Here is a 19,736-nt window from a genome sequence, read left to right as displayed (position 1 = left end):
CTAGCACACCCCGGCGGCTTCTATGCCCGGGGCAGCACGATGGTGAAGCGGGCCCCCTGCCCTGCCTCCGAGCGGACCTCCAGCGTCCCCCCGGCCTCCGTGATGATGCGCCACGCGACGCTCAGGCCCAGGCCCACATTGGACCAGACGTCCTTGGTGGTGAAGAAGGGCTCGAAGATGCGCGGCCGGATGTTCTCCGCGATGCCCTTGCCGGTGTCCTCCACCTCCAGGATGCACATCCCGTCGCGCTCGCCCGTGCGCAGCGTGAGCCGCTTCACCGGCGTCTTCATCATCGCGGTGCGCGCGTTGGACAAGAGCGCCAGCACCACCTGCGACAGGTGCCCGGGGTCCGCCTTCACGCGAGGCACCTCCGCGCTCAGCTCCGTCACCAGGTCGATGCCCTCCCCGCGCGTCTGGTTCTCCGTGAGGCTCAGCGCGTCGCGCACCACCGCGTTCAGGTCCACGGGCCGCAGGTCCGGGCGCTCGCGCTGCTGGGAGAAGCGCAGCAGGTTCTGGGTGATCTCCTTGCAGCGCTTGGCGCTCTGCTCGATCTTCCGCAGCGTCTCGAAGTCCGTGTCGTCCGCCGCCCGGTCCAGGAGCAGGAGCTGCACGTTGCCCAGGATGCCGGCCAACGGGTTGTTGATTTCGTGCGCCACGCCCGCGCCCAGCTGGCCCACCGCCGCCAGCTTCTGCGCCTCCACCAGTTGCAGCTGCGCCGCCCGCAGGTCCGCCGTGGCCTCCTCCACCCGGACGCGCAGGTCGTCGTTCCAGCTCATCAGCCGCGCGCGAGACGCCTCCAGCTCCTCACCCATGCGGTTGAAGGTGGACGCCAGCTCGCTCAACTCGTCCTGGCCCTCCACCGGCAGGCGACGCTCCAGCTCTCCGCGACCATAGGCCTCCGCGCCCTGCACCACCTGCGAGAGCCGCCGGTCCAACCGCCGGGTGAAGAGCGCTCCCAGGGCCAGCAGCACCAGCAGCGCGCCCGCCACGGACGCGAGCACCGTGGTGCGCAGCTCCCGCACCGGCGTCAGCGCCAGGGCCTCGTCCTCCGTCACGACGACGCCCATCTCCAGCGTGTCCACCCACGCCACGCTCACCCGGCGCGCGGGGTCCTTCAGCTGGAAGCCGCGTCCGCCGTCGGTGCCCTGGACGGACGTCAGCGCCTCCCGCAGCTCCGGCTCCAGCGCCGCCATGCGCCGGCCGGCCTGGGAGCTGGCCAGGACGCGCCCCTCGGTGTCCACCACGTCCAGCCGCTGCCCATCGCTCGCACGCCGCGCGAGCAGCGCCTCCAGCTGGGTGAAGACGAGCTCCGCGACGGCGTACGGCGCCTCCTCGGAAGCCCCCAGCTTCACCGCCACCGCCACCGCGGCCACGCCCGAGCCCGCGTGCACGTACGCGCTGCCCAGCGCCGCCTGGCCCTTGCCCCCGTCCCGGAACTGCTCCACCGGCACCGCGTGCGCCAGCTGAGGGACGTTCGCGGGGTCGAAGGCGGGATGGCGCTCGAGCGGCTCCGCGCTCCGGAACACGGCGGGCCCCAGGGGCTGCCCGTTCGCGTCCACCTGGATGACCGCGCTCACCGTGGTGGACTGGCCGTAGAGGAGCAGCAGCATGCCGCGCACCTCGTCGGGCGTGGCGCGCTCCCAGGGCAGCAGCTCCGCGGACCGGGCGAGGCCGTTGACGACCTCCATCAGGCTGGCTTCCACCGCCTCCGCGGTGGCGGTGGCGAGCTCGCGCTGCTGATCATCGATGCGCTGCGCGAGCGCCTGCTCCGAGCGCGACAGCAACAGGAAGCCCACGATGGCCAGGGGCAGCACCGTCGCGGCGAGCATGAAGAGGATGAGCTGCTGGTAGAGCCTCATCCGGTGACGGAGCGGACCACGCGCTCCAGGTCGCTGCGCAGGAAGACGGAGCCGGGAATGGCCTTCGCCCGCTTCTTCATGTCCGCGGCCCGGCGCGCCAGCTCCGCGTGGTCATGCGCGACGCCGTCCGTCATCACCGCCACCACGGACACGCTCATGATGGGGAACTGGCGCATCTCCCCGAAGCGGTCCTCCGCCTCGATGTGGCCGCGCTCCCGGTCATGCCGGTCGTAGTAGAGCGGGATGATCCGGTCGAAGGCTTCGATGGCCCGCTGGCACACCCGGTCCACCGACTCCACGGAGGTGATGAACACGAAGTCGTCCCCGGCCACGTGGCCCAGGAAGTCCCCCGGGGCGCCTTCCTGCTGGAAGATCTCCCGCATGAGGTCGCCCGTCTGGCGCACCACGCCGTCCGCCTTCGCGAAGCCGTAGTAGTCGTTGTAGGCCTTGAGGTTGTCCAGGTCCAGGTAGCAGAACGCGAACGGCTGGCGCGCGCCCAGCCGGCGCTGCACCTCGCGCTCGATGGCGGTGGACCCGGGCAGCTGCGTGGTGGGCGACGAGGACAGCTCCTGCTCCTTGCGCCGCAGCATGCTCTCCACGCGCGCGCCCAACTCCAGCGCGTCGAAGGGCTTGGTGATGTAGTCGTCCCCGCCCAGCTTCAGCGCGCGGACCTTGGACGACGTCTCCGTGCGCGCGGAGATGAAGATGACGGAGATGTGGCCGCTGGCGCGCTCGGCCTTGATCTCCTCCAGGAACGCGAACCCGTCGCCGTCCGGCAGCGTGACGTCCAGGAGCACCGCGTCCGGCCTGCGCTCGCGCAGGGAGCGCCGGCCCTCCTCCACGCTGTGCGCGACGCCGACCTCGAAGCCCAGCCCCTCCAGCACCTCGCGGCAGATGAAGGCGATCTTCACGTCGTCGTCCACCACCAGCACGCGCCCGTGTTGCGCCCCGGCGCGGCCCCGCGCGAGCGAGTCCACCGTGGCCAGCAGCTTGTCGCCGGCCAGGGGGCGCACGAGGAACGCGTCCGCGCCGGCCCGGAAGGCGCGCTGGCGCTCGTCGAACGCGGAGGTGAGCAGCAGCGGCGCGCGGCGCGTCTCCGGATCATGCCGCAGGATTTCGGCCAGCCGCAGGCCGTCCACGTCCGGCAGCCGCACCGACACCAGCACCACGTCCGGGTGCAGGTTGCGAGCGGCGGAGAGCCCCTCCTCCGCGGAGCCCGCCAGGCGTACCCGGTAGCCCCGGGCGCCCAGCAGGGCCTTCATGATGTGGCCCACCTCGGGCTCGCCCTCGATGATGAGCACCTTGCCGCGCGAGTCCGCGCGGATGGGCTGCGGCGACGGCAGGAGCGTGTCCACGGCCGCCTGCGACAGCATGTCCGGGGGCGGCTCGGTGGGCAGCACGGCGATGAAGCGCACGCCGTCGTGGGAGGGCTCGGACCAGATGCGGCCGCCGTGGGCCTCCACGATGTTGCGGCAGATGGGCAGGCCCAGGCCGGTGCCGCGCACGGTGCGGTTCGCCTGGGTGCGGGCCTGCTCGAAGCGGTCGAAGATGCGCTCCAGGCTCTCTTCAGGGATGGGGTCGCCGCTGTTCCAGCAGGAGAGCACCACGTAGCCGGGCAGGCTGGACGTGGCGCGCAGCTCCACGCGCACCTCGCCGCCCTCCGGCGTGAACTTCACCGCGTTGTTGAGCAGGTTGTTGAGCACCTGGTTCACGCGGTTGGGGTCCACCATGGCGCGCAGCGGGTGCTGCGGCAGCAGCGGCACGACGCGGATGCGCTTCTCCGCGAAGGCGGGCCCGTACTTCTCCACCACGCGCTGGACCAGCTCCTCCAGGTAGATGCGCTCGAAGCTCATCTTCAGCCGGCCCTGCGCGTACTTCGACAGGTCCAGCAGGTCGTCCACGATGCTGTTGAGCTTCTCCGCGGAGTCCTTGGCCAGCGACAGGTAGCGGTGCTGCCGCTCGTTGATGTCCCCCGCCATCCGGTTGAGCACCAGGTCCAGCGCGCCGGTGATGGAGGTGAGAGGCGTGCGCAGCTCGTGGCTCACCATGGACACGAACGTGTCCTTGCGCTCCTCCAGCCGCTTCTGGTCGGTGATGTCGCGCAGCACCACGCACACGCCGCGCAGGGTGCCGCGCGCGTCGTTGACGGGCGTCACGGTGGTCTGCACGGTGCGCTCGAAGAGCTTCACGTCCTCGCGCAGCACCTGGTGTCCGCTGTACTCCAGGTTGCGCACCAGCTGGAACGGCTGGAAGCCCAGGCGCTCCTCCAGGAGGCGGTTGGAGGGGACCTGTCCCTCCTCCCCCGCGCGCAGGATGCGGCGGGCCGCGGGGTTCATCACCACGATGTCGTTCTTCTCGTCGGTGAGCACCACGCCGTCCGCCATGGACGCGACCATGCGCTCCATGCGGTGGCGGGCCTCTTCCTCCGCGCTCCGCAGCGACTGGATGGCGTCCGCCGTCTGGTTGGCGAGCACGTCCAGGAGCAGCCCGTCGTCCTCCGTGAACGCGTCCGCGCGGTGCGAGAACAGCGACAGCATGCCCACGGGCTTGCCCGCGGCGGTGAGGTTCACCGTGAGCTGGTTGGGGTAGACGACGGGGGACGCGGAGTCCTTCGTGGTGGTGCCGGTGACGCGGGTGATGACCCGGTCCTCCGGCAGCGTCAGGCCGCTGCTCTTGCGGTACGCGCCGAGCATGGACTCCTTGACGCCCAGGAGCGCCTCTTCCCCCACGTTGCCCACGCAGCGCAGGCGCAGCGTGGCGCCGCGCTGGCCGTCCGGCGCGATGAGGGCCGCGCCGCAGTCGTACGGCAGCACGCGGGCCACGGCGGTGAGCACGCGGTCGATGATGGCGTCGTAGCTGGCCGGGTCGTTCGCGCTGGCGCGGCTGACCTCGTAGAGGACGAAGAGGGCCTCCACCCGCTGGTGCAGCTGGCGGATGAGCTTCTCCTTGTCCTTCTTGAGCTGAGCGAACTCCACCGCGTTCTTCACGGTGATGAGCAGGTCGTTCACGTCCCAGGGCTTGGTGACGTAGCGGTACACCTGCCCCTGGTTGATGGCCGCGATGATGTCCTGCGGGTCCGTGTAGGCCGTCAGCAGCAGCGTGGTGACGTCCATCCCTTCCGCGCGGGCGGCGTTGACCAGGTCGATGCCGGTCATCTCTGGCATGCGCTGGTCCGTGACGAGGACGTCCACGGACTCGGTACGCAGGATTTCCAGGGCTGCCTTGCCGTGGGGAGCGGTGAGGACGCGGTAGCGTCGCTGGAACATCCGGCTGAGGATGTCCAGGACGTCGGCCTCGTCATCGACGAAGAGCAGCGTGTGGCGGAGGTCGGACACGGCGGCGCCAAGTGTACGCCGAGATCAACGCGCCTCCTCAAGCCGCGAGAAGGACAGGTCGGGGGCTGCACGGCGGGTATGGGTGGGGGTACTGAACAGATTGACTCTACACGTATGTTCAGGGAGCATGGGACACTGAAATTCTGTTGCCCATCACCGCCAGAGCAGGCGGGCGACCGAGCGAAGGAGTGCGGCCATGGAAGAGCTCACGGAGCGCCAGCGCGAAATCCTGACCTTCATCGTGAAGGAGACGGAGGTCCGAGGCTTCCCCCCGACCATCCGGGAGATTGGGGAGCACATGGACATCCGCTCCACCAACGGGGTGAACGACCACCTGAAGGCCCTGGAGCGCAAGGGCTACCTGACCCGGGGCGAGCAGCAGAGCCGCTCGCTGGTGCCCACCAAGCGGGCAAGGTTGCTCCTGGGCCTGGGGATGAAGAGCCGGGAGTCGGGCATGGTGGAGATCCCCCTGCTCGGCAAGGTGGCGGCCGGTGCGCCGGCCCTGGCGCAGGAGCACATGGAGGACTCGGTCAAGATCGACAGCTTCCTCCTGGGCGGGGTGAACGGCCGGGAGGTGTTCGCGCTGAGGGTCAAGGGCCAGTCGATGATCGACGACGGCATCCACGACGGGGACTACCTCTTCGTGAAGAAGACGCCGTCGGCGCAGCCGGGGGAGATCGTGGTGGCGCTCATCGAGGACGAGGCCACGGTGAAGCGCTACTACCCGGAGAACGATCGCATCCGCTTCCAGCCGGCGAACGCGACGATGCAGCCCATCTACGTGAACCGCTCGGACTTCCGCTCCACGATGATCCTGGGGCAGGTGGTGGGCGTGTACCGGAAGCTGCAGGGCGGCCGGACGTAAGGTTGGGGGTGACGCCGCCCGGGCACGGTGAGCCCGGGCGGGAGACTCAAGGGACGGGGCAGGCCCCGAGGCCGCTCCGGCCCATCACCGTTTGAGCGCGTCCATCAGCTCGCGCCGGCTGGGGTATTGCTTCCTCGGCACATGGGCGGGCGGCGTATGGATGTTGACGCCCGAGCCGCCACCTGGCGCGAGCGCGCGCTGTTGCTCGTCACGCAAGGCGGGCCCCGCCAGTGTCTGCATGCTGACGCCCGGGTCCGTCATCCACAACGCGATGTCCGTATCCGGAGGCGGTGCTTCCATCAGGAGCACGGCCTTGCCCTTTGAGAAGGGCGTACGGATCATCAGGCCCACGCTGTCGCCCAGGACGAACAACGGCGGAGAAACAGCCCGGGGAATGAACGGCTCCCAGTCCGCGACCTCGACGTGGATCAGCAGTCCGTCCTGCACGAGGGCCTCCTGCCCGTTGCGCCAGACGCTGAAGCCTTGGGCGATGTGCACCGGTTCAACGGAGGTCACCGTGCCGAGCCCGAAGTTCTGGGAACGGGGCCAGGTCCGCGGTGCGGGTGGAGGCGGTGGCTCCGAGCACGCCAGCGTCAGGCCGAGGACCAGTAGACTGCACAGGCGCATCATGGTTTCCCCCTCGGCTCCCTGTCGCGGCGAGACAATCAAACTTCGGTGAACCGTATTCCCGTCGCGCGGATGCGTTCCAGGGCGAGCTTGATGTCCTCGGAGACGATGAGGGCGATGGACCACCCCCACGTCCGGAACACCCGTGCATCCCCGACCTGCGTCGGATCAATGCGCATGCCGTCGACGTCGCGATACTGCCCTACCCGGTCTGGTCGGCCGTCTTGAGGCATCCAGCGGATCACCTCTTCGGATGCTGCGTCATCGATACAGCGGATGAGCTGGGTCGCAACGAGGATGAAATACGGTTCCGCATGCCCTGGACGTTCACGGACACGAGTTGGATGTCCTGCGCTGCCAGCTCTGACAACAGCGCTGCGACGCGCGGATGAACGACAGGCGTGCTGAAACCCGCCAGAGAGAAGTCGAGGGGCGTTCCCGGGTGCTCCACGGGAATGCTCAGCGCTTGTTGAGGAGGAACAGGGTGGCCCTCCCTGAACATCGAAGGGTCGTCTACCTCGTCTCCTTGAGCATCCAGGGGAATGCCCAGCTCCCATCGCCCTGGGATGATGACGTCATCAAGAAGCCGGAAGTAGCGCCGTGGCATGGATGGCTCCGGAATCACTCGCTTCGCATGAGCAGTTTGTGAAGGCCCGGACGGCGGGTCAGACGGGCGTGAATCGCACTCCTGTAGCGCGGATGCGCTCAAAATCTAGTTTGATGTGCTCTGAGACAATGAGGGCTCCGGCCCATCCCTCCGGCCGGAACACCTTGGCTTCGCCGACCTGGGTTGGGTTGATGTGCAGATCATCTACGACCTAGTACGTCCCGACCTTCTCAGGCAGTCCGTCCTCTGCAGTACAGAATTGGACCTTCGATCGTGCCTCGTCGATGCAGCGGCTCAGTCGGGCCGCCACCAGGATGCCGAACGAGTCTTCTTGTCCGTCGACATTGGCGAGACTGAGATGGACGTTGTCGGGAGCAAGGTCCGCAAAAACCGCCACGACACGACGGACAACCAGGACCATGCAGTCATCCAAGTGCCAGTACCGAGGTCAATAGACGTCATCCGAGAGTTCAAAAAAGCGCGAGGTCATGAGGAAAGGTCTCGACCGGCGACCGCGCATAGCCCCAACAACCTCAGGAAGTCGCACAGAAGCCAAAACCAAGGCTTCAACAACTTCCAGAAGAAGCCCCAAGGTCAATCATCCCGCTTGTCGACAGCACTCAACTCTACAGCCGCCAAAATCTCTCGATATCCCTCACTTCGATGGACATCAAGGCTACGCGCATTCATATCTCGCAGAACCCCAGTAATTTTCGCAACAAAGCTACGAATTCTCCTGTAGAGGTCAATCTCATCTCGGATCCAATCCAAATCAGAAGACTCAACCTCTTTCATCCGACCATCAAGCTCATGAATCTTAACCTCCCAGTGCTTCACATAATCAAGAACGCCGATAGCGTTGAAAATATTCGCATCCGGCAAAACAACCGGAAACACGCGCTCCCTAAAGCCATTTGCCGAAGCAATCTCCATCAGCTCAAACATACAGCTCTTCGACTCAAGATACCCCCTACTCAACACAACAACAACACATCGCCCCCTCCCCAGACGCTGCATGAATTTTCGGATTGAATCCCTATACCCAACCTCGTTCTTATCTCGGAGAAGCCGGACCCCTCCAGAACCGAAAATTCGCTCAATATCATCAACCACCGCCCCACTCTCCCCACCCCAAGCGTACGAAACAAAAACCTGCTTTACGACTAATTCGCTTGAACTGCCAGACAACTGGGCGACAACTAATCCGCCCGACTCTTTAATCTGATCGATAGTCGAAAGTTCTCGATACACCGGAAAACTGTGCTCAATCAACCTCCCCGCATCAACCATCTCATAACTCAACTGACACTGGATACTGCGCCCGTCACGGGCAAATCTACGAAGCACATCTACGCCATACATCTCAGGACTTGCCCCTTGCCGACACACATCACACCGACAAGGAACCAAAGCCCTCCACCGAAGGCGCCGAAATGACTTATGAATTCGCGCAAGCTCGTTGTCCACTATCGCAAGCAACTCCCTTGAGTAGGCCCCGACCGCTCTCACGGAAATCTGTCGCCGCACGTAATCCTCAACAATCTCGCAGCGGCTACCCTCACGCTCAAGAACTACCCCGCTCCGCCATACCAACCCTTGATCCGCGATCAGGCGATTCAGCCCAACAATCAAACGCGTCACAATGCCCTTGGGCATAAAATCATACACATACCTCAGCGCAATACCGTCCATCCTAGGCCACGAATAGTCCGGCACGGCAGTTCCCAGCAACTGAGGAGCAATATACACATCTCCCTCTTCCAACCGATAACATAGCCCAAACCTTACCATCAACTGAAGGAGTTCGTCGCGGACAAGCGCGTACTCTGGCTCAGACCAGATCTCATCGAGCCTTGTAGACGAAAATCGTCCCTTCCTGGAGAGGACATTGGCGTCATCAAGGACACGATAAACGGCGTCCGTCCCCCACTTAGGCTTCAGGATGACAATCCCCTTCAAAATCGGGTCATCTTGAAAATGGACGCAAATTCCAAGATCATGAAGGTACCCACTAAGCTGTATCTTGTCTTCGTGCCTCGTAAACCCATTTTCTTCGCAAACCCGAAGGTAATCGGCCAAAGAAATATAATTTCGCGAATCCCTCTCAAGCACCTCGCGCACTCTCCGCCATGTTGCGGGAAGTGCTTCGCCGATATGAGGAAGTCGCTCCAAGTGGGATCGCACTACACGACGGATCTCATCAAGTCCGCGGTTACTTGCCAAATTCGTCACAAGCACTTCGCGCAAATTGGCAAACCGTCCTCGAAGCCCGGTCTCGTCGATATCCCGCTGTCGATCCTGCTTCTCATTCATCACAACGATGATCGGGCTTCCCTCACTCAACAACTCCACAACACTTAACCAATAGTAAAAATCCGTATCCTCCCGCCGCCCATCAGCAACAAGAACATACACCGATCTTCGCGTCAGGAAAAACTGATGCGTCGCATGATAGATTTCCTGCCCACCAAAGTCCCAGACATTTACATTAAAGTTCCTCAAAACCACGGCAGAAGGAGAACTGCCCTTGGGAATCAAGTTAACAGGAAAACCCCAATGCAAAACATCGATCCCCTCGGTCGACTTCTCCTCCGTGCGCAAGCGATAATCCGAATTCACTATCTTGTTCGCCAGCGACGTCTTCCCTGCACCAGGCTCTCCAACAATTATGAGCTTTGCCTCGCACAAGTAGTCGGTCCCCGCCTCATTCCGTTGCCTCCAGTAGTTCTTGATTGCATCAACGCCCTGCGCGACCACTTCTTCCGGAGGAGTTTGAATTGGCTGCTCTTCAAGAGTCAGACTAGCCAGTCGCTGCAACCGAAGAATGCCCACCCCAACTTCACGAATCCTTCCCCTCCGGCGCTTCACCCCAGTGATTGGAATATCTCCGGCAGCCCAATAAACAGTGCGCTCGCCACTTGCAGCATTGAACGCAATCCGCTCAAGACTCCCAACATCAAACAGCACGTCAGGAATTTTCTTGAAGAGATTGTATGACAAATATATCCACTCAAGCGCGGACAGCCCCGCTATCGACGCTGGCAGATCCGACAGGTGATTGTCGTTGACGAATAGGCTCCGCAACTTCGCAAGTCGCCCGATGGCCTTGGGGATGGTTCGAATTCCATTATATCCCGCCTGAAGCACCTCAAGCCTTGAGAGTTCAAAAACCCAATCTGGAATATAGGCCGCCGCCGTGTCCGCAAAGGACAAAGTCCTCAGACCCTCCAGATGAACGAGGTAAGCCGGAAGAATCTCAATTGGATTGCTTGAGATATCTAAAGACTCCAGCTTACTGAGCTTGGCAATGGATTTTGGAACTCTTCGCAGCCCGACATGGAGCAACTCAAGCTCCTTGAGACCGGGCAAGGCCTCCACAACAACATCAATGGCTCGCTCCATTTCTTCGGAATCAAAATCGTTATTGGGCCCATCTTGGCCGAAATCAACGATCTCGAGATTTGGGAAATTACCAATCTCATCAACCGCAGTCTTGAATCGAGAGCCGAGACGAAATCCCCTGATGTGCTCCGGTTCGATCGAATCTTTGTTTTCCACATAGACATCCCAGTCAATAGTCATTCCAGGACGAGAATTTACTCGACCTATCGGATTTCTTCGAATGTCAATCGATCGCAAGCCCTTAAGCTCACCAAGCCAACCTGGCAACCCTCGAAGGTGATTACCCAGCAAGTCAATCTCTTCCACCGACGAAAGTCGGGCTTGATGACGAATCTCTTCCAACATCTCGTCAAGACCAAGCCAACTCAACTCTAGCTTCTTGCCTCCCCCGCGAATGGCTGCCTCAATGCGCCGGAAAGCTTCATTTGAAGAATTGTTTTTGTTCATTCCAAACCCATATGCCAAGTGCACATCTCGACCGCATGTCTACCAAGCCAACCCAAGCCAGATTGCAATCACAGGTAAATGAACCAATTGTGGCAAGTGACGGTGCGATCGAGCATAGCGTTGTCAGAATTCTACCATCGAGCCAGCATCCTCAAGGGCACTTCACCACGCCACCATCCGTCGCCGCCGCGGCCACCCGGGCGCACGCGGCCTGGACCGTGGCCGTGTCCTTCAAGTCCTGCGCGAGCCTTGCGGTGGCCAGCTGCAACTCCGTGTTCTTCGCGTGCCCCGGCTCCGAGCCCAGGCTCGTCAGAATGCGCAGGGCGTCCTGCTTGCGCCCCATTGTCGTGAGCAGGTCCGCGAGTTCCTGCATCTCCCCCACGTCCGCCCCCGACACCGTGTCCAGGGCCTTCTGCAGCTCCCCTTCCGCCGCCGCGCGGTCCTCCACCGCCAGGTGCGCCCTCGCGAGCGCCACGTGGACGATGGCGCGGTCCTTCACCTTCAGCGACTCGCCGTAGGCCTTCAGCGCGTCCTCGCGCTTGCCCAGCTTGAGCTGGATCTCCGCCACCAGCTCCCACAGCGTGGGGTCCTTGGGCGACTTCTTCGCGGCCTCCTCGTAGGCCGCCGCCGCTTCCGGCAACCGGCCCGCGCGCACCTCCGCGTCCCCCAGCGCCGTCAGCACCTCCGGCGTGCGCACGCCCTGCCCCGTCGCCTTGCGCAGCAGCCCGAGCACCTCGTCCTGCCGCCCCTGCTTCGTCAGTACGTCCACCGCCCGCACCAGCAGGTCGGACTTCGACGCTTCCGGCGCGGCTTCGGCCGCCTGCGTGAAGTCGCGCACGGCCTCGGCGTGGTCGCCGCGCTCCTCGGCCAGCTCGCCCAGCTGCTCCAGCGCGTTGAAGTCCTTCGGATGCAGCGCCAGCGCCTTCTGCAGCGACTGTCGCGCTTCGTCCTTCTTGCCCAGCTGCGCCTGGATGAACCCCAACCGGCTCCAATTCGTAGAGCGCTTCGGATCCAACCGCAGCGCGGCCTCGAACTCCTTTTCGGACTCCTCCAGCCGGCTCATCGACAGGAGCACCTCGCCCCTCGCGGCGGGCAGCCGCGGGTCTCCGGGTGCCAGGGCCTTCATCTCGTCGAAGGACTTGAGCGCGGCGTCGAACTTGCCCTGGAGGTACTCGGAGTTGCCCCGGAGGTAGAGCCCTTCCGCCTGGTCCTTCGGATCCATCTTCGGCGGTTCGGTGCAGGCCCCGGAGGCCAGCAAGACGAGGAGCGGCAGGGCGCGCAGACGCGAGGACATAAAGGCTCCGGAAGACTCAGAAGTGGTACGCGATGCCGGCGTTGACATCCAGGTTGAGGCCGTCGCCCGCGCCGTCGTCGGCGAGCCCCAGCACTGCCTGCGCGATGTTCGTCCCCAGCTCCAGTTGGAAGGCCACGTGGCCCACCAGCAGGTACTCCAACCCCACGAAGCCCACCACGGACGGCAGCGGGCCCGTGTTCTGGAAGATGCCGTAGTCGCCGAACGACAGCTGCACGCCCAGGCCGAAGCCCCAGTAGGGCCGCAGGGTCTTCTCCAGGCGGTGGTAGTGCCGTGCCCCCACGATGCTGGGCAGCACGTTGACCTTGCCCTCGTCGGTGCCGCCGGCGCGCACCAGCGTGAAGCCCACCTGGACGAAGCCCTGCCACTCCGGGTGGAACCAGTACCCCACCTCCAGGTCCACGCCCGGGTTCAACGACGCCAGCTTGTCGATGAAGCTGTTGTTGAAGCGCAGCCCCAGCGTCAGCCCGCCCCCCGGCGACGACGCGACCGCGCCGCCCAGCAGCGGCCGGGCGGTGACGACTTCGCCGGGCGAATCGAGCGCGACGCTCAGCTCGTCGGACACGGCGACGACCGCGCGCAACAGCTCGCCGTCCTCGGAGGCCTCCGCGCGCGGCCGCGCGAGGGTGCGGCCGTCCTCCGTGTCCACGAGGCTCGCGGTGAAGAGGTACTGCCCTCCGAAACGGTCCAGGCGGCCCGTGAGGACGTAGCGTGCGCCCGTCAGCGAGGACAGAGCCTGGACGCAGTCCCCCTTCTCGCAAGGGGCGTCGCCCACCAACTCCTGTTGACGCTCGGCGCCGACCTTCATCTGGAGCTCACGCTGGGACAGCACGCGCAGCCGGGGCGACTCCGCGAGCCGGCCGGCGATGAGCGACGTGATGCCCGGCGCGGCCTCCTTCCCCGCCGCATTCGCCTCCAGGGGCAGCACGGCCACCGTGAACGGCGTCCGCGACGGAGCGGGAACCACTGGGGGGACAGCCGTCCCATCCTGCGCGAGGGCAGGTGACGCCAGGGACACGAGGCACGTCAGGAGAAGCCAGGGGGGGCGAAACACGCTCGACACTCTACCCTCCTCCCGGCCCGCGCCCAGGGGCTCCGTGCCCGCTTCCCTGCCCGCTCAGGCCTGCTGGTTGAGCTTCGCCGTGAAGAAACGCACCGCGGCGCGGGGGCTGAACCGCAGCGAGAACGCCGCCAGCCGGTTGAGGAGGCCGTGGATGGAGAGGACCTCCCCCTTCATCATCGCCGCGTAGGCATGGCCCGCCACCTCGGGCGCCTCCGCCACGCCCGACCGCTTGAACAGGCGCGACTCCGCGTTGCCCGCGCGCGCGGTGAACTCCGTCTTCGTGGCACCCGGGCAGTGGCAGGTCACGGTCACGCCGGTGCCGTCCAGTTCGAACGCGAGCGCCTCCGTGAAGGACAGCACGAACGCCTTCGTCGCGAAGTACGTGGCCATGTACGGCCCCGGCTGGAAGCCCGCCGTGGACGCGATGTTGAGGATGCGCCCCTGCTTGCGCTCGCGCATGGGCCTCGCGAACAGGTGCGTGAGCTTCAGGAGCGCGGTGCAGTTGACCTCCACCATCTCCGCCTCGCGCCCCAGGTCCTGATCCAGGAACGGTCCGGAGGATCCAAACCCCGCGTTGTTGACGAGGAAGTCCACCGCGAGCCCCAGCTCCTGCACGCGCGCGAAGAGCTGCTCGGGTGCGGCGGGCTGGCCCAGGTCCGCCGGCAGCACGTGCGCCTTCACCCCGTGCGCCTGCTCCAGCTTGCGAGCCAGCTCCTCCAACTTCGCCACGCCGCGCGCCACGAGGATGACGTCGTGCCCATCCTTCGCGAACTGCTCCGCGAACTGAACCCCGAGTCCCGCCGATGCGCCGGTGATGAGCGCCACTTTCCGCGACATGGTGAAGCCTCCCGACGCGCCGATATAGCAGAGCGCCAGGGCCCCCGCTCCGGCGCCATCCCCGGAGCAGGACGGCCCGCGCACAAAGCGGTTGCCCACGAGGATCCACGGCCATATTCGGCAAGGGAACCCCGAGGACGTGGAGCCCGGCATGGAGCGGATGGACACCCTCGAAGCACTGCTCGCACGCGGACGGCCGGAGGATGTAGCGCTCGGTGCGCCCGGCCGGCGGGGCATGACATATGGCGCGCTGCGGGAGCTCACCGCGAGCGTCCGCGAGCAGTTGAACGCGTGGGGCCTGGGACAGGGTGATCGCATCGCGCTGGTGCTACCCAACGGGCCGGAGATGGCGGCGGCCTTCCTCGCCGTGGCCAGCGCCGCGACGACCGCGCCGCTCAACCCCGCCTATCGCGCGGACGAGCTCACGTTCTACCTGGAGGACCTCCAGGCCCGTGCCCTCGTCGTGCTCGAAGGGACGGAGGGACCGGCCCGCGAGGTCGCGCGCGCACGGAGCCTCCCACTCATCGAACTGAGCCCGACGCCGGATGGACCCGCGGGGCACTTCACGCTCAAGGCCAGTCCGTCGTTATCCGGCAGGGCGCAACGTCCCGGGCCCGCCGCCGCGGACGACGTCGCGCTGGTGCTGCACACGTCGGGCACGACGGCGCGGCCCAAGCAGGTTCCGCTGACGCAGGCGAACCTCAGCGCCTCGGCGCGGCACATCGGCGCGCAGCTGGGCCTGGGGCCCACGGATGTGTGTCTCAACATCATGCCGCTGTTCCACATCCACGGGCTCGTGGCGGCGGTGCTGTCCAGCCTTGGCGCCGGAGGCCGCGTGGTGTGCACGCCGGGCTTCAACGCCCTGCGCTTCTTCTCCTGGTTCGAGGAGGTCCGCCCCACCTGGTACACGGCCGTCCCCACCATGCATCAGGCGCTGCTGGAGCGTGCCCGCCGCAACGCGGACAGCCTGAAGGACCACCGCCTGCGCTTCATCCGCTCCTCCTCCGCATCGCTGCCCCCACAGGTGATGGAGGAGCTGGAGCGCGTCTTCGGCGTGCCCGTCATCGAGAGCTACGGCATGACGGAGGCCGCGCACCAGATGGCCTCCAACCCGCTGCCACCGCGTCCCCGGTACGCGGGGTCGGTGGGGCTCGCCGCCGGACCGGAGGTCGCCATCATGGACGACGCAGGCACGCTGCTGCCTCCAGGTGCGCTGGGCGAGGTGGTCATCCGGGGCCCCAACGTCATGTCCGGCTACGTGAACAACCCCGAGGCCAACGCGCGTGCCTTCACCCACGGGTGGTTCCGCACGGGCGACCAGGGCACGCTCGATGCGCAGGGCTACCTGCGCCTCACCGGCCGGCTGAAGGAGCTGATCAATCGCGGCGGGGAGAAGGTGAGCCCGCTGGAGGTGGACACCGTGCTGTTGGATCATCCCGCCGTGCAGCAGGCCGTGACGTTCGCCCTGCCCCACCCGAAGCTCGGCGAGGACGTGGCCGCCGCCGTCGTCCCGCGCGAGGGCCACAACCCCACCGAGCGCGAGCTGCGTGACTTCGTCGCGTCACGCATGGCGGACTTCAAGGTGCCCCGCCGCATCGTCTTCCTCACGGAGCTGCCCAAGGGCCCCACCGGCAAGGTGCAGCGCATCGGACTCGCGGAGCGGCTGGGGCTCACGTCATGAGGATCGCCATCTTCGGCGCGGGCGCCATCGGCGGGTTCCTCGGCGTCAAGCTGCTCCAGGCCGGCGCGGACGTCACCTTCATCGCGAGAGGCGCCCACCTGGACGCGATGCGCACCCACGGCGTCACGCTCACCAGCGGCGGCGAGACGGTCACCGTGCATCCGCATTGCACGGATGCTCCCGACGAAGCGGGCCCGCAGGACTACGTGTTCCTCACGCTCAAGGCCCACGCCCTGCCCGCCGCCGCGCCGCAGATTGCCCGGCTGCTGGGCCCGGAGACGGCGCTCGTCACCGGCATCAACGGCGTGCCCTACTGGTACTTCCACGGACTCGAAGGCCCGTACGAGGGCCGCCACATCGAGAGCGTGGACCCCGGCGGCGTCCTCCTGCGCACGCTGCCTCCGGAGCGCGTCATCGCCACGGTGGTGTACCCGGCCGCGGAGGTCGTCTCTCCCGGCGTCATCGTGCACACGTACAACGACCGCGTGACGCTGGGCGAACCGGACGGCAGCAAGAGCCCGCGCGTGCAGGCCCTCTCGCAGCTCATGATGAAGGCCGGGCTCAAGTCGCCCGTGCGCCCCCGAATCCGCGATGAAATCTGGGTGAAGCTCTGGGGCAACCTCGCCTTCAACCCCCTGTCGGCGCTCACCGGCGCGACGCTCGACGTCCTCGCCCGCCAGCCGGACCTGCGCACCGTGGCGCGCGCGATGATGGTGGAGGCACAGGCCGTGGCGGAGACGCTGGGCACGCGCTTCCTCATCGACGTGGATCAGCGCATCCAAGGCGCGTCCCAGGTCGGCGCGCACAAGACGTCCATGCTCCAGGACCTGGAGCGCGGGCGCCCCATGGAGATTGATGCCCTGCTGGGCGCCGTCGTGGAGCTGGGCCAGCTCGTGGGCAGGCCCATGCCCACCTGCGAGAACATCCTCGCCCTGGTGCGCGAGCGCGCCCGCCACGCAGGAGGCTACCCGCCCCGCGCCACGCCTCCCGCTCCCGGGGAAACCTAGTCGTCAGCGCGTCCAGCGCCTTCTTCCCGGCCTGCTTCCGCTCCAGTCCAAGCCCCCCCTTCTTGCAAGTCACGGGTCGACCTGCGGATGCTCGCTCGACGGGAGGAGCGTTGGAGCGGGCCTGGACGGTCCGCTCCGGCGTGTCGAGCGCATGGACCTGGAAGAGTTGCGTGCCTTTGTCGGCGTCGCGGAGACGGGCTCGTTCCTGGCCGCGGCGGACATCCTGGGAGTGGCCAGGACGACGCTGCGGCGTCGCGTCGAGGCGCTGGAGGCGCGCGCGGGAGTGCCTCTGCTCAAGAGCACCCGAACGGGCGTGGTGTTGACGGAGGCGGGCGAGGTGCTCGCCCGTCGCGGCCGGCTGATGATGCAGGAAACACGCGCGCTGGTGGCCTCACTGCGCGAGGTCGGGCAGGCCCCCTCGGGGCTCCTGCGCGTGGTGCTGCCGGTGGGCCTTCCGCCACACCTGCTGTCGCCGCTGTTCGGCTTGCTGCGGAGCACCTATCCACTCCTGCGGGTGCACGCATGTTTCAGCGACCATCCGCTGGGGGAGCCGCTCGACAACGTGGACCTCGCGGTGCACTTCGGGGAGGACATGCCCCGTGGCCCCTGGATCTCCCAGGTGGTGCTGCGAGTTCGCGAGCGCCTCTGGGCAGGCGCGGACTACCTGCGTGAGCGCGGTCTGCCAGACTCCGTGGAGGCCCTCCGGAACCACGAACTGTTCTCCTGGCAGGGCCCGGGGGGCGACGCATGCCTGTGGCCCCAGCTTCGAGGCCCCGCGTTCCAGGTGGAACCCGCCCTCATCTCCACGGACATCCATCTCATTCGGGCGTGCTGCCTCGCGGGGCAAGGCATCGGGCTGATTCCCAGCGTGGACCTGGCGGACCCGGGCGAGGTGGAGGGGGCACTGGTCCCCGTGCTCGCGGACGTCGTGGGGCGTGAGCAACCGCTGCGCGTGAGTGTGCCGGAGGCGCTCAGTGAGCTTCCGAAGATCCGGCAGGTGCTCGAACACATCCGGCGGATCATCGCACCGCTGTGAGGCGCGCCCGTGGACCGAAGCCGGTCATCGGGTGGCCACTTTTGGCCATCCCCGGGGGCAGGCGTCCACGCTACGCCATATGGCGTTCCCTTCGTGCAGGAGTCCGCCTTGCGAATCCCCATGTCCCTGACCCTCGTCCTGACCCTCGGCGCGCTGTCCTCCCATGCCAAGGACCCCGCGCTCGGCGCGACGACCTTCACCGTCTATGAAGCCTTCCTCAGCCCCGCCCAGGAGCCCGGCGAGGAGTCCGAAACGCCCAAGCTCCTGCAGAAGAGCCTGGGGGCCACCGCGCCCTCGACGCCGAGGGAGCAGCGCATGTCCCGGGGCCATGGGGTGCTGCGCTTCTCCAAGGACCTGACGCGGGCCTACGTCGAGGTCGAGATGACCGGCGTCAATCCCGCCGACATCCTCATGTTCCACATCCACTGCGGACCGCCGGGCGTCCTGGGTCCCGTGGTGGTGGATTTCGGCGAGTCGGGCAACCTGACGAAGACGCTCGCCAACGGACGCTGGTCGGTGGAGCTGACCAACGCGAACATCACCTTCGTCAAGGACATGAAGGGCATGAAGTCCGGGCTCCCGGAGAGCTGTCCGGCGGAGCTGGGCTTCCTGGCCCAGACGCGGACGCTGGCCGGGCTCGAGTCGCTCGCGCGCAAGGGCGTGCTCTATTTCAACCTGCACACCAAGGCCCATACCTACTACGGAGAGATGCGCGGGCAGCTCTACGCCGTCCAGCCCTGAGCGCCGCCTCGTGTCCGGCGGAACGAGGACTACTCGGACGCGGACGGCATCACGCCCAGGTACTCCAGCGGATCCGCCGGCTTCCCATCCGCGCGCACCTCGAAGTGCACGTGCGGGCCGGACGTGCGGCCGGACTCGCCCACCGTGGCGATGACCTGCCCGCGCCGGACCTTCTGTCCCGTCTTCACGCGCAGGTCGCGGTTGTGCGCGTAGAGGGTGATCAGCGGAGGGGCGTGCTCCACGATGACGATGAGGCCGTAGCCCTTCTGCTCGCCCGCGTAGAGGACCGTGCCCTCCTGCGCCGTCTTGATGGGCGTGCCCGCGGGCGCCGCCAGGTCGATGCCGTCGTGCGGCTCCTTGCCCTTCTTTCCGAAGCGGCCATACAGCACGCCTCTCAACGGCCAGTCGAGCAACCCCTGCGTCGCGAGCCTCGGACGCGACGGCGCGCCCGGCCGCCCCGACACCACGCGCGCACGCGGCGGATCCTCGCGGCGCGACACCGCGGGCACCGAGCGGCGCGGCGTGGACACCGGCGCCTGCCCCGGCTTCGACAGCACCAGCTCCGGCTCCTCGTCGGACAGCGGCCCCGGGTCGCCGTACTTCGGGGGCTCCTCCCCCGGAATCATCAGCTCCTGGCCCACGGACAACTCGCGCGGATCCTTGATGCCGTTGGCCCGCGCCAGCTCCTCCACCGTGATGCCGTACGTCTTGGCGATGCGGTACATCGTCTCGCCCGGGCCCACGCGGTGGCGCACCGCCACCAGCTCCGGCTCCTCGTGCGTGGGCCTCAGCGCGAACGACAGCGGCTTGCCGTCACTCGTGGACACCGAGCGCGCGTCCGCCGTGTCCAGCTGCGAGGAGGAGGCGGCCTGGGTGCCCACGCAGCCGCTGAACAGCGCGGCCGCGAGCAACACCCA

At 66.4% G+C, this 19,736-nt stretch carries 14 protein-coding genes and 1 pseudogene; 5 read left to right on the top strand and 10 right to left on the bottom strand.

What is annotated here, in order from left to right; genetic code table 11:
- Positions 1 to 20 precede the first annotated feature (20 nt).
- The gene (locus AABA78_RS27360) at positions 21 to 1,859 is read right to left on the bottom strand and encodes a sensor histidine kinase (RefSeq protein WP_338267310.1); all 1,839 of its coding nucleotides are present in this window, start codon (positions 1,857 to 1,859) and stop codon (positions 21 to 23) included.
- Positions 1,856 to 5,194, bottom strand: a complete 3,339-nt coding sequence (locus AABA78_RS27355; protein WP_338267308.1) for a response regulator — start codon at positions 5,192 to 5,194, stop codon at positions 1,856 to 1,858. The genes AABA78_RS27360 and AABA78_RS27355 overlap by 4 nt, the downstream gene beginning before the upstream one ends.
- A 196-nt stretch (positions 5,195 to 5,390) precedes the next feature.
- Between AABA78_RS27355 and lexA the strand changes: the two genes are divergently transcribed.
- Entirely contained in the window at positions 5,391 to 6,059 is a 669-nt protein-coding gene (lexA, locus tag AABA78_RS27350; protein WP_120601829.1) for a transcriptional repressor LexA, read from the top strand.
- Between the two features lie 84 nt (positions 6,060 to 6,143).
- On the opposite strand, the gene AABA78_RS27345 is transcribed toward lexA, so the two are convergent.
- The 7 genes and pseudogenes from AABA78_RS27345 to AABA78_RS27315 form a co-directional block, all read right to left on the bottom strand.
- Entirely contained in the window at positions 6,144 to 6,689 is a 546-nt protein-coding gene (locus tag AABA78_RS27345; protein ID WP_338267303.1) for a hypothetical protein, read from the bottom strand.
- A gap of 35 nt (positions 6,690 to 6,724) precedes the next feature.
- Positions 6,725 to 7,293, bottom strand: a pseudogene (locus AABA78_RS27340) (imm11 family protein).
- Positions 7,294 to 7,504: 211 nt separating this feature from the next.
- Positions 7,505 to 7,714: a hypothetical protein gene (locus AABA78_RS27335; protein WP_338267302.1), complete on the bottom strand. Its 210-nt coding sequence runs from the start codon at positions 7,712 to 7,714 to the stop codon at positions 7,505 to 7,507.
- A gap of 173 nt (positions 7,715 to 7,887) precedes the next feature.
- Entirely contained in the window at positions 7,888 to 11,142 is a 3,255-nt protein-coding gene (locus AABA78_RS27330; RefSeq protein WP_338267300.1) for a COR domain-containing protein, read from the bottom strand.
- 151 nt (positions 11,143 to 11,293) lie between these two features.
- Positions 11,294 to 12,436, bottom strand: coding sequence for a tetratricopeptide repeat protein (locus tag AABA78_RS27325; RefSeq protein WP_338267297.1), 1,143 nt, complete (start codon positions 12,434 to 12,436; stop codon positions 11,294 to 11,296).
- Positions 12,437 to 12,452: 16 nt separating this feature from the next.
- The gene (locus tag AABA78_RS27320; protein WP_338267295.1) at positions 12,453 to 13,421 is read right to left on the bottom strand and encodes a hypothetical protein; all 969 of its coding nucleotides are present in this window, start codon (positions 13,419 to 13,421) and stop codon (positions 12,453 to 12,455) included.
- 150 nt (positions 13,422 to 13,571) lie between these two features.
- Entirely contained in the window at positions 13,572 to 14,354 is a 783-nt protein-coding gene (locus AABA78_RS27315) for an SDR family NAD(P)-dependent oxidoreductase (protein ID WP_171412528.1), read from the bottom strand.
- A 151-nt stretch (positions 14,355 to 14,505) separates the two neighbouring features.
- Between AABA78_RS27315 and AABA78_RS27310 the strand changes: the two genes are divergently transcribed.
- The 4 genes from AABA78_RS27310 (at position 14,506) to AABA78_RS27295 (ending at position 18,819) form a co-directional block, all read left to right on the top strand.
- The gene (locus AABA78_RS27310; protein ID WP_338267291.1) at positions 14,506 to 16,035 is read left to right on the top strand and encodes an acyl--CoA ligase; all 1,530 of its coding nucleotides are present in this window, start codon (positions 14,506 to 14,508) and stop codon (positions 16,033 to 16,035) included.
- Positions 16,032 to 17,042: a 2-dehydropantoate 2-reductase gene (locus AABA78_RS27305; protein WP_338267290.1), complete on the top strand. Its 1,011-nt coding sequence runs from the start codon at positions 16,032 to 16,034 to the stop codon at positions 17,040 to 17,042. The genes AABA78_RS27310 and AABA78_RS27305 overlap by 4 nt, the downstream gene beginning before the upstream one ends.
- Before the next feature lie 151 nt (positions 17,043 to 17,193).
- Positions 17,194 to 18,078 carry a LysR family transcriptional regulator gene (locus AABA78_RS27300; protein ID WP_338267288.1) on the top strand — a complete coding sequence of 295 codons (885 nt, stop codon included), beginning with the start codon at positions 17,194 to 17,196 and terminating at the stop codon, positions 18,076 to 18,078.
- Positions 18,079 to 18,186: 108 nt separating this feature from the next.
- Complete coding sequence (locus tag AABA78_RS27295) at positions 18,187 to 18,819, top strand: CHRD domain-containing protein (protein ID WP_121781480.1); 633 nt, start codon at positions 18,187 to 18,189, stop codon at positions 18,817 to 18,819.
- A gap of 29 nt (positions 18,820 to 18,848) precedes the next feature.
- Here AABA78_RS27295 and AABA78_RS27290 read toward each other — a convergent pair whose 3' ends face one another.
- Positions 18,849 to 19,733 (bottom strand): peptidoglycan DD-metalloendopeptidase family protein, encoded by an 885-nt coding sequence (locus tag AABA78_RS27290; protein WP_338267283.1) that lies wholly within the window; start codon positions 19,731 to 19,733, stop codon positions 18,849 to 18,851.
- Positions 19,734 to 19,736: the final 3 nt, after the last annotated feature.

Source organism: Corallococcus caeni (assembly GCF_036245865.1).
GTDB classification, from domain to species: domain Bacteria; phylum Myxococcota; class Myxococcia; order Myxococcales; family Myxococcaceae; genus Corallococcus; species Corallococcus caeni.
This window is presented reverse-complemented; position numbering and strand designations above follow the sequence as displayed.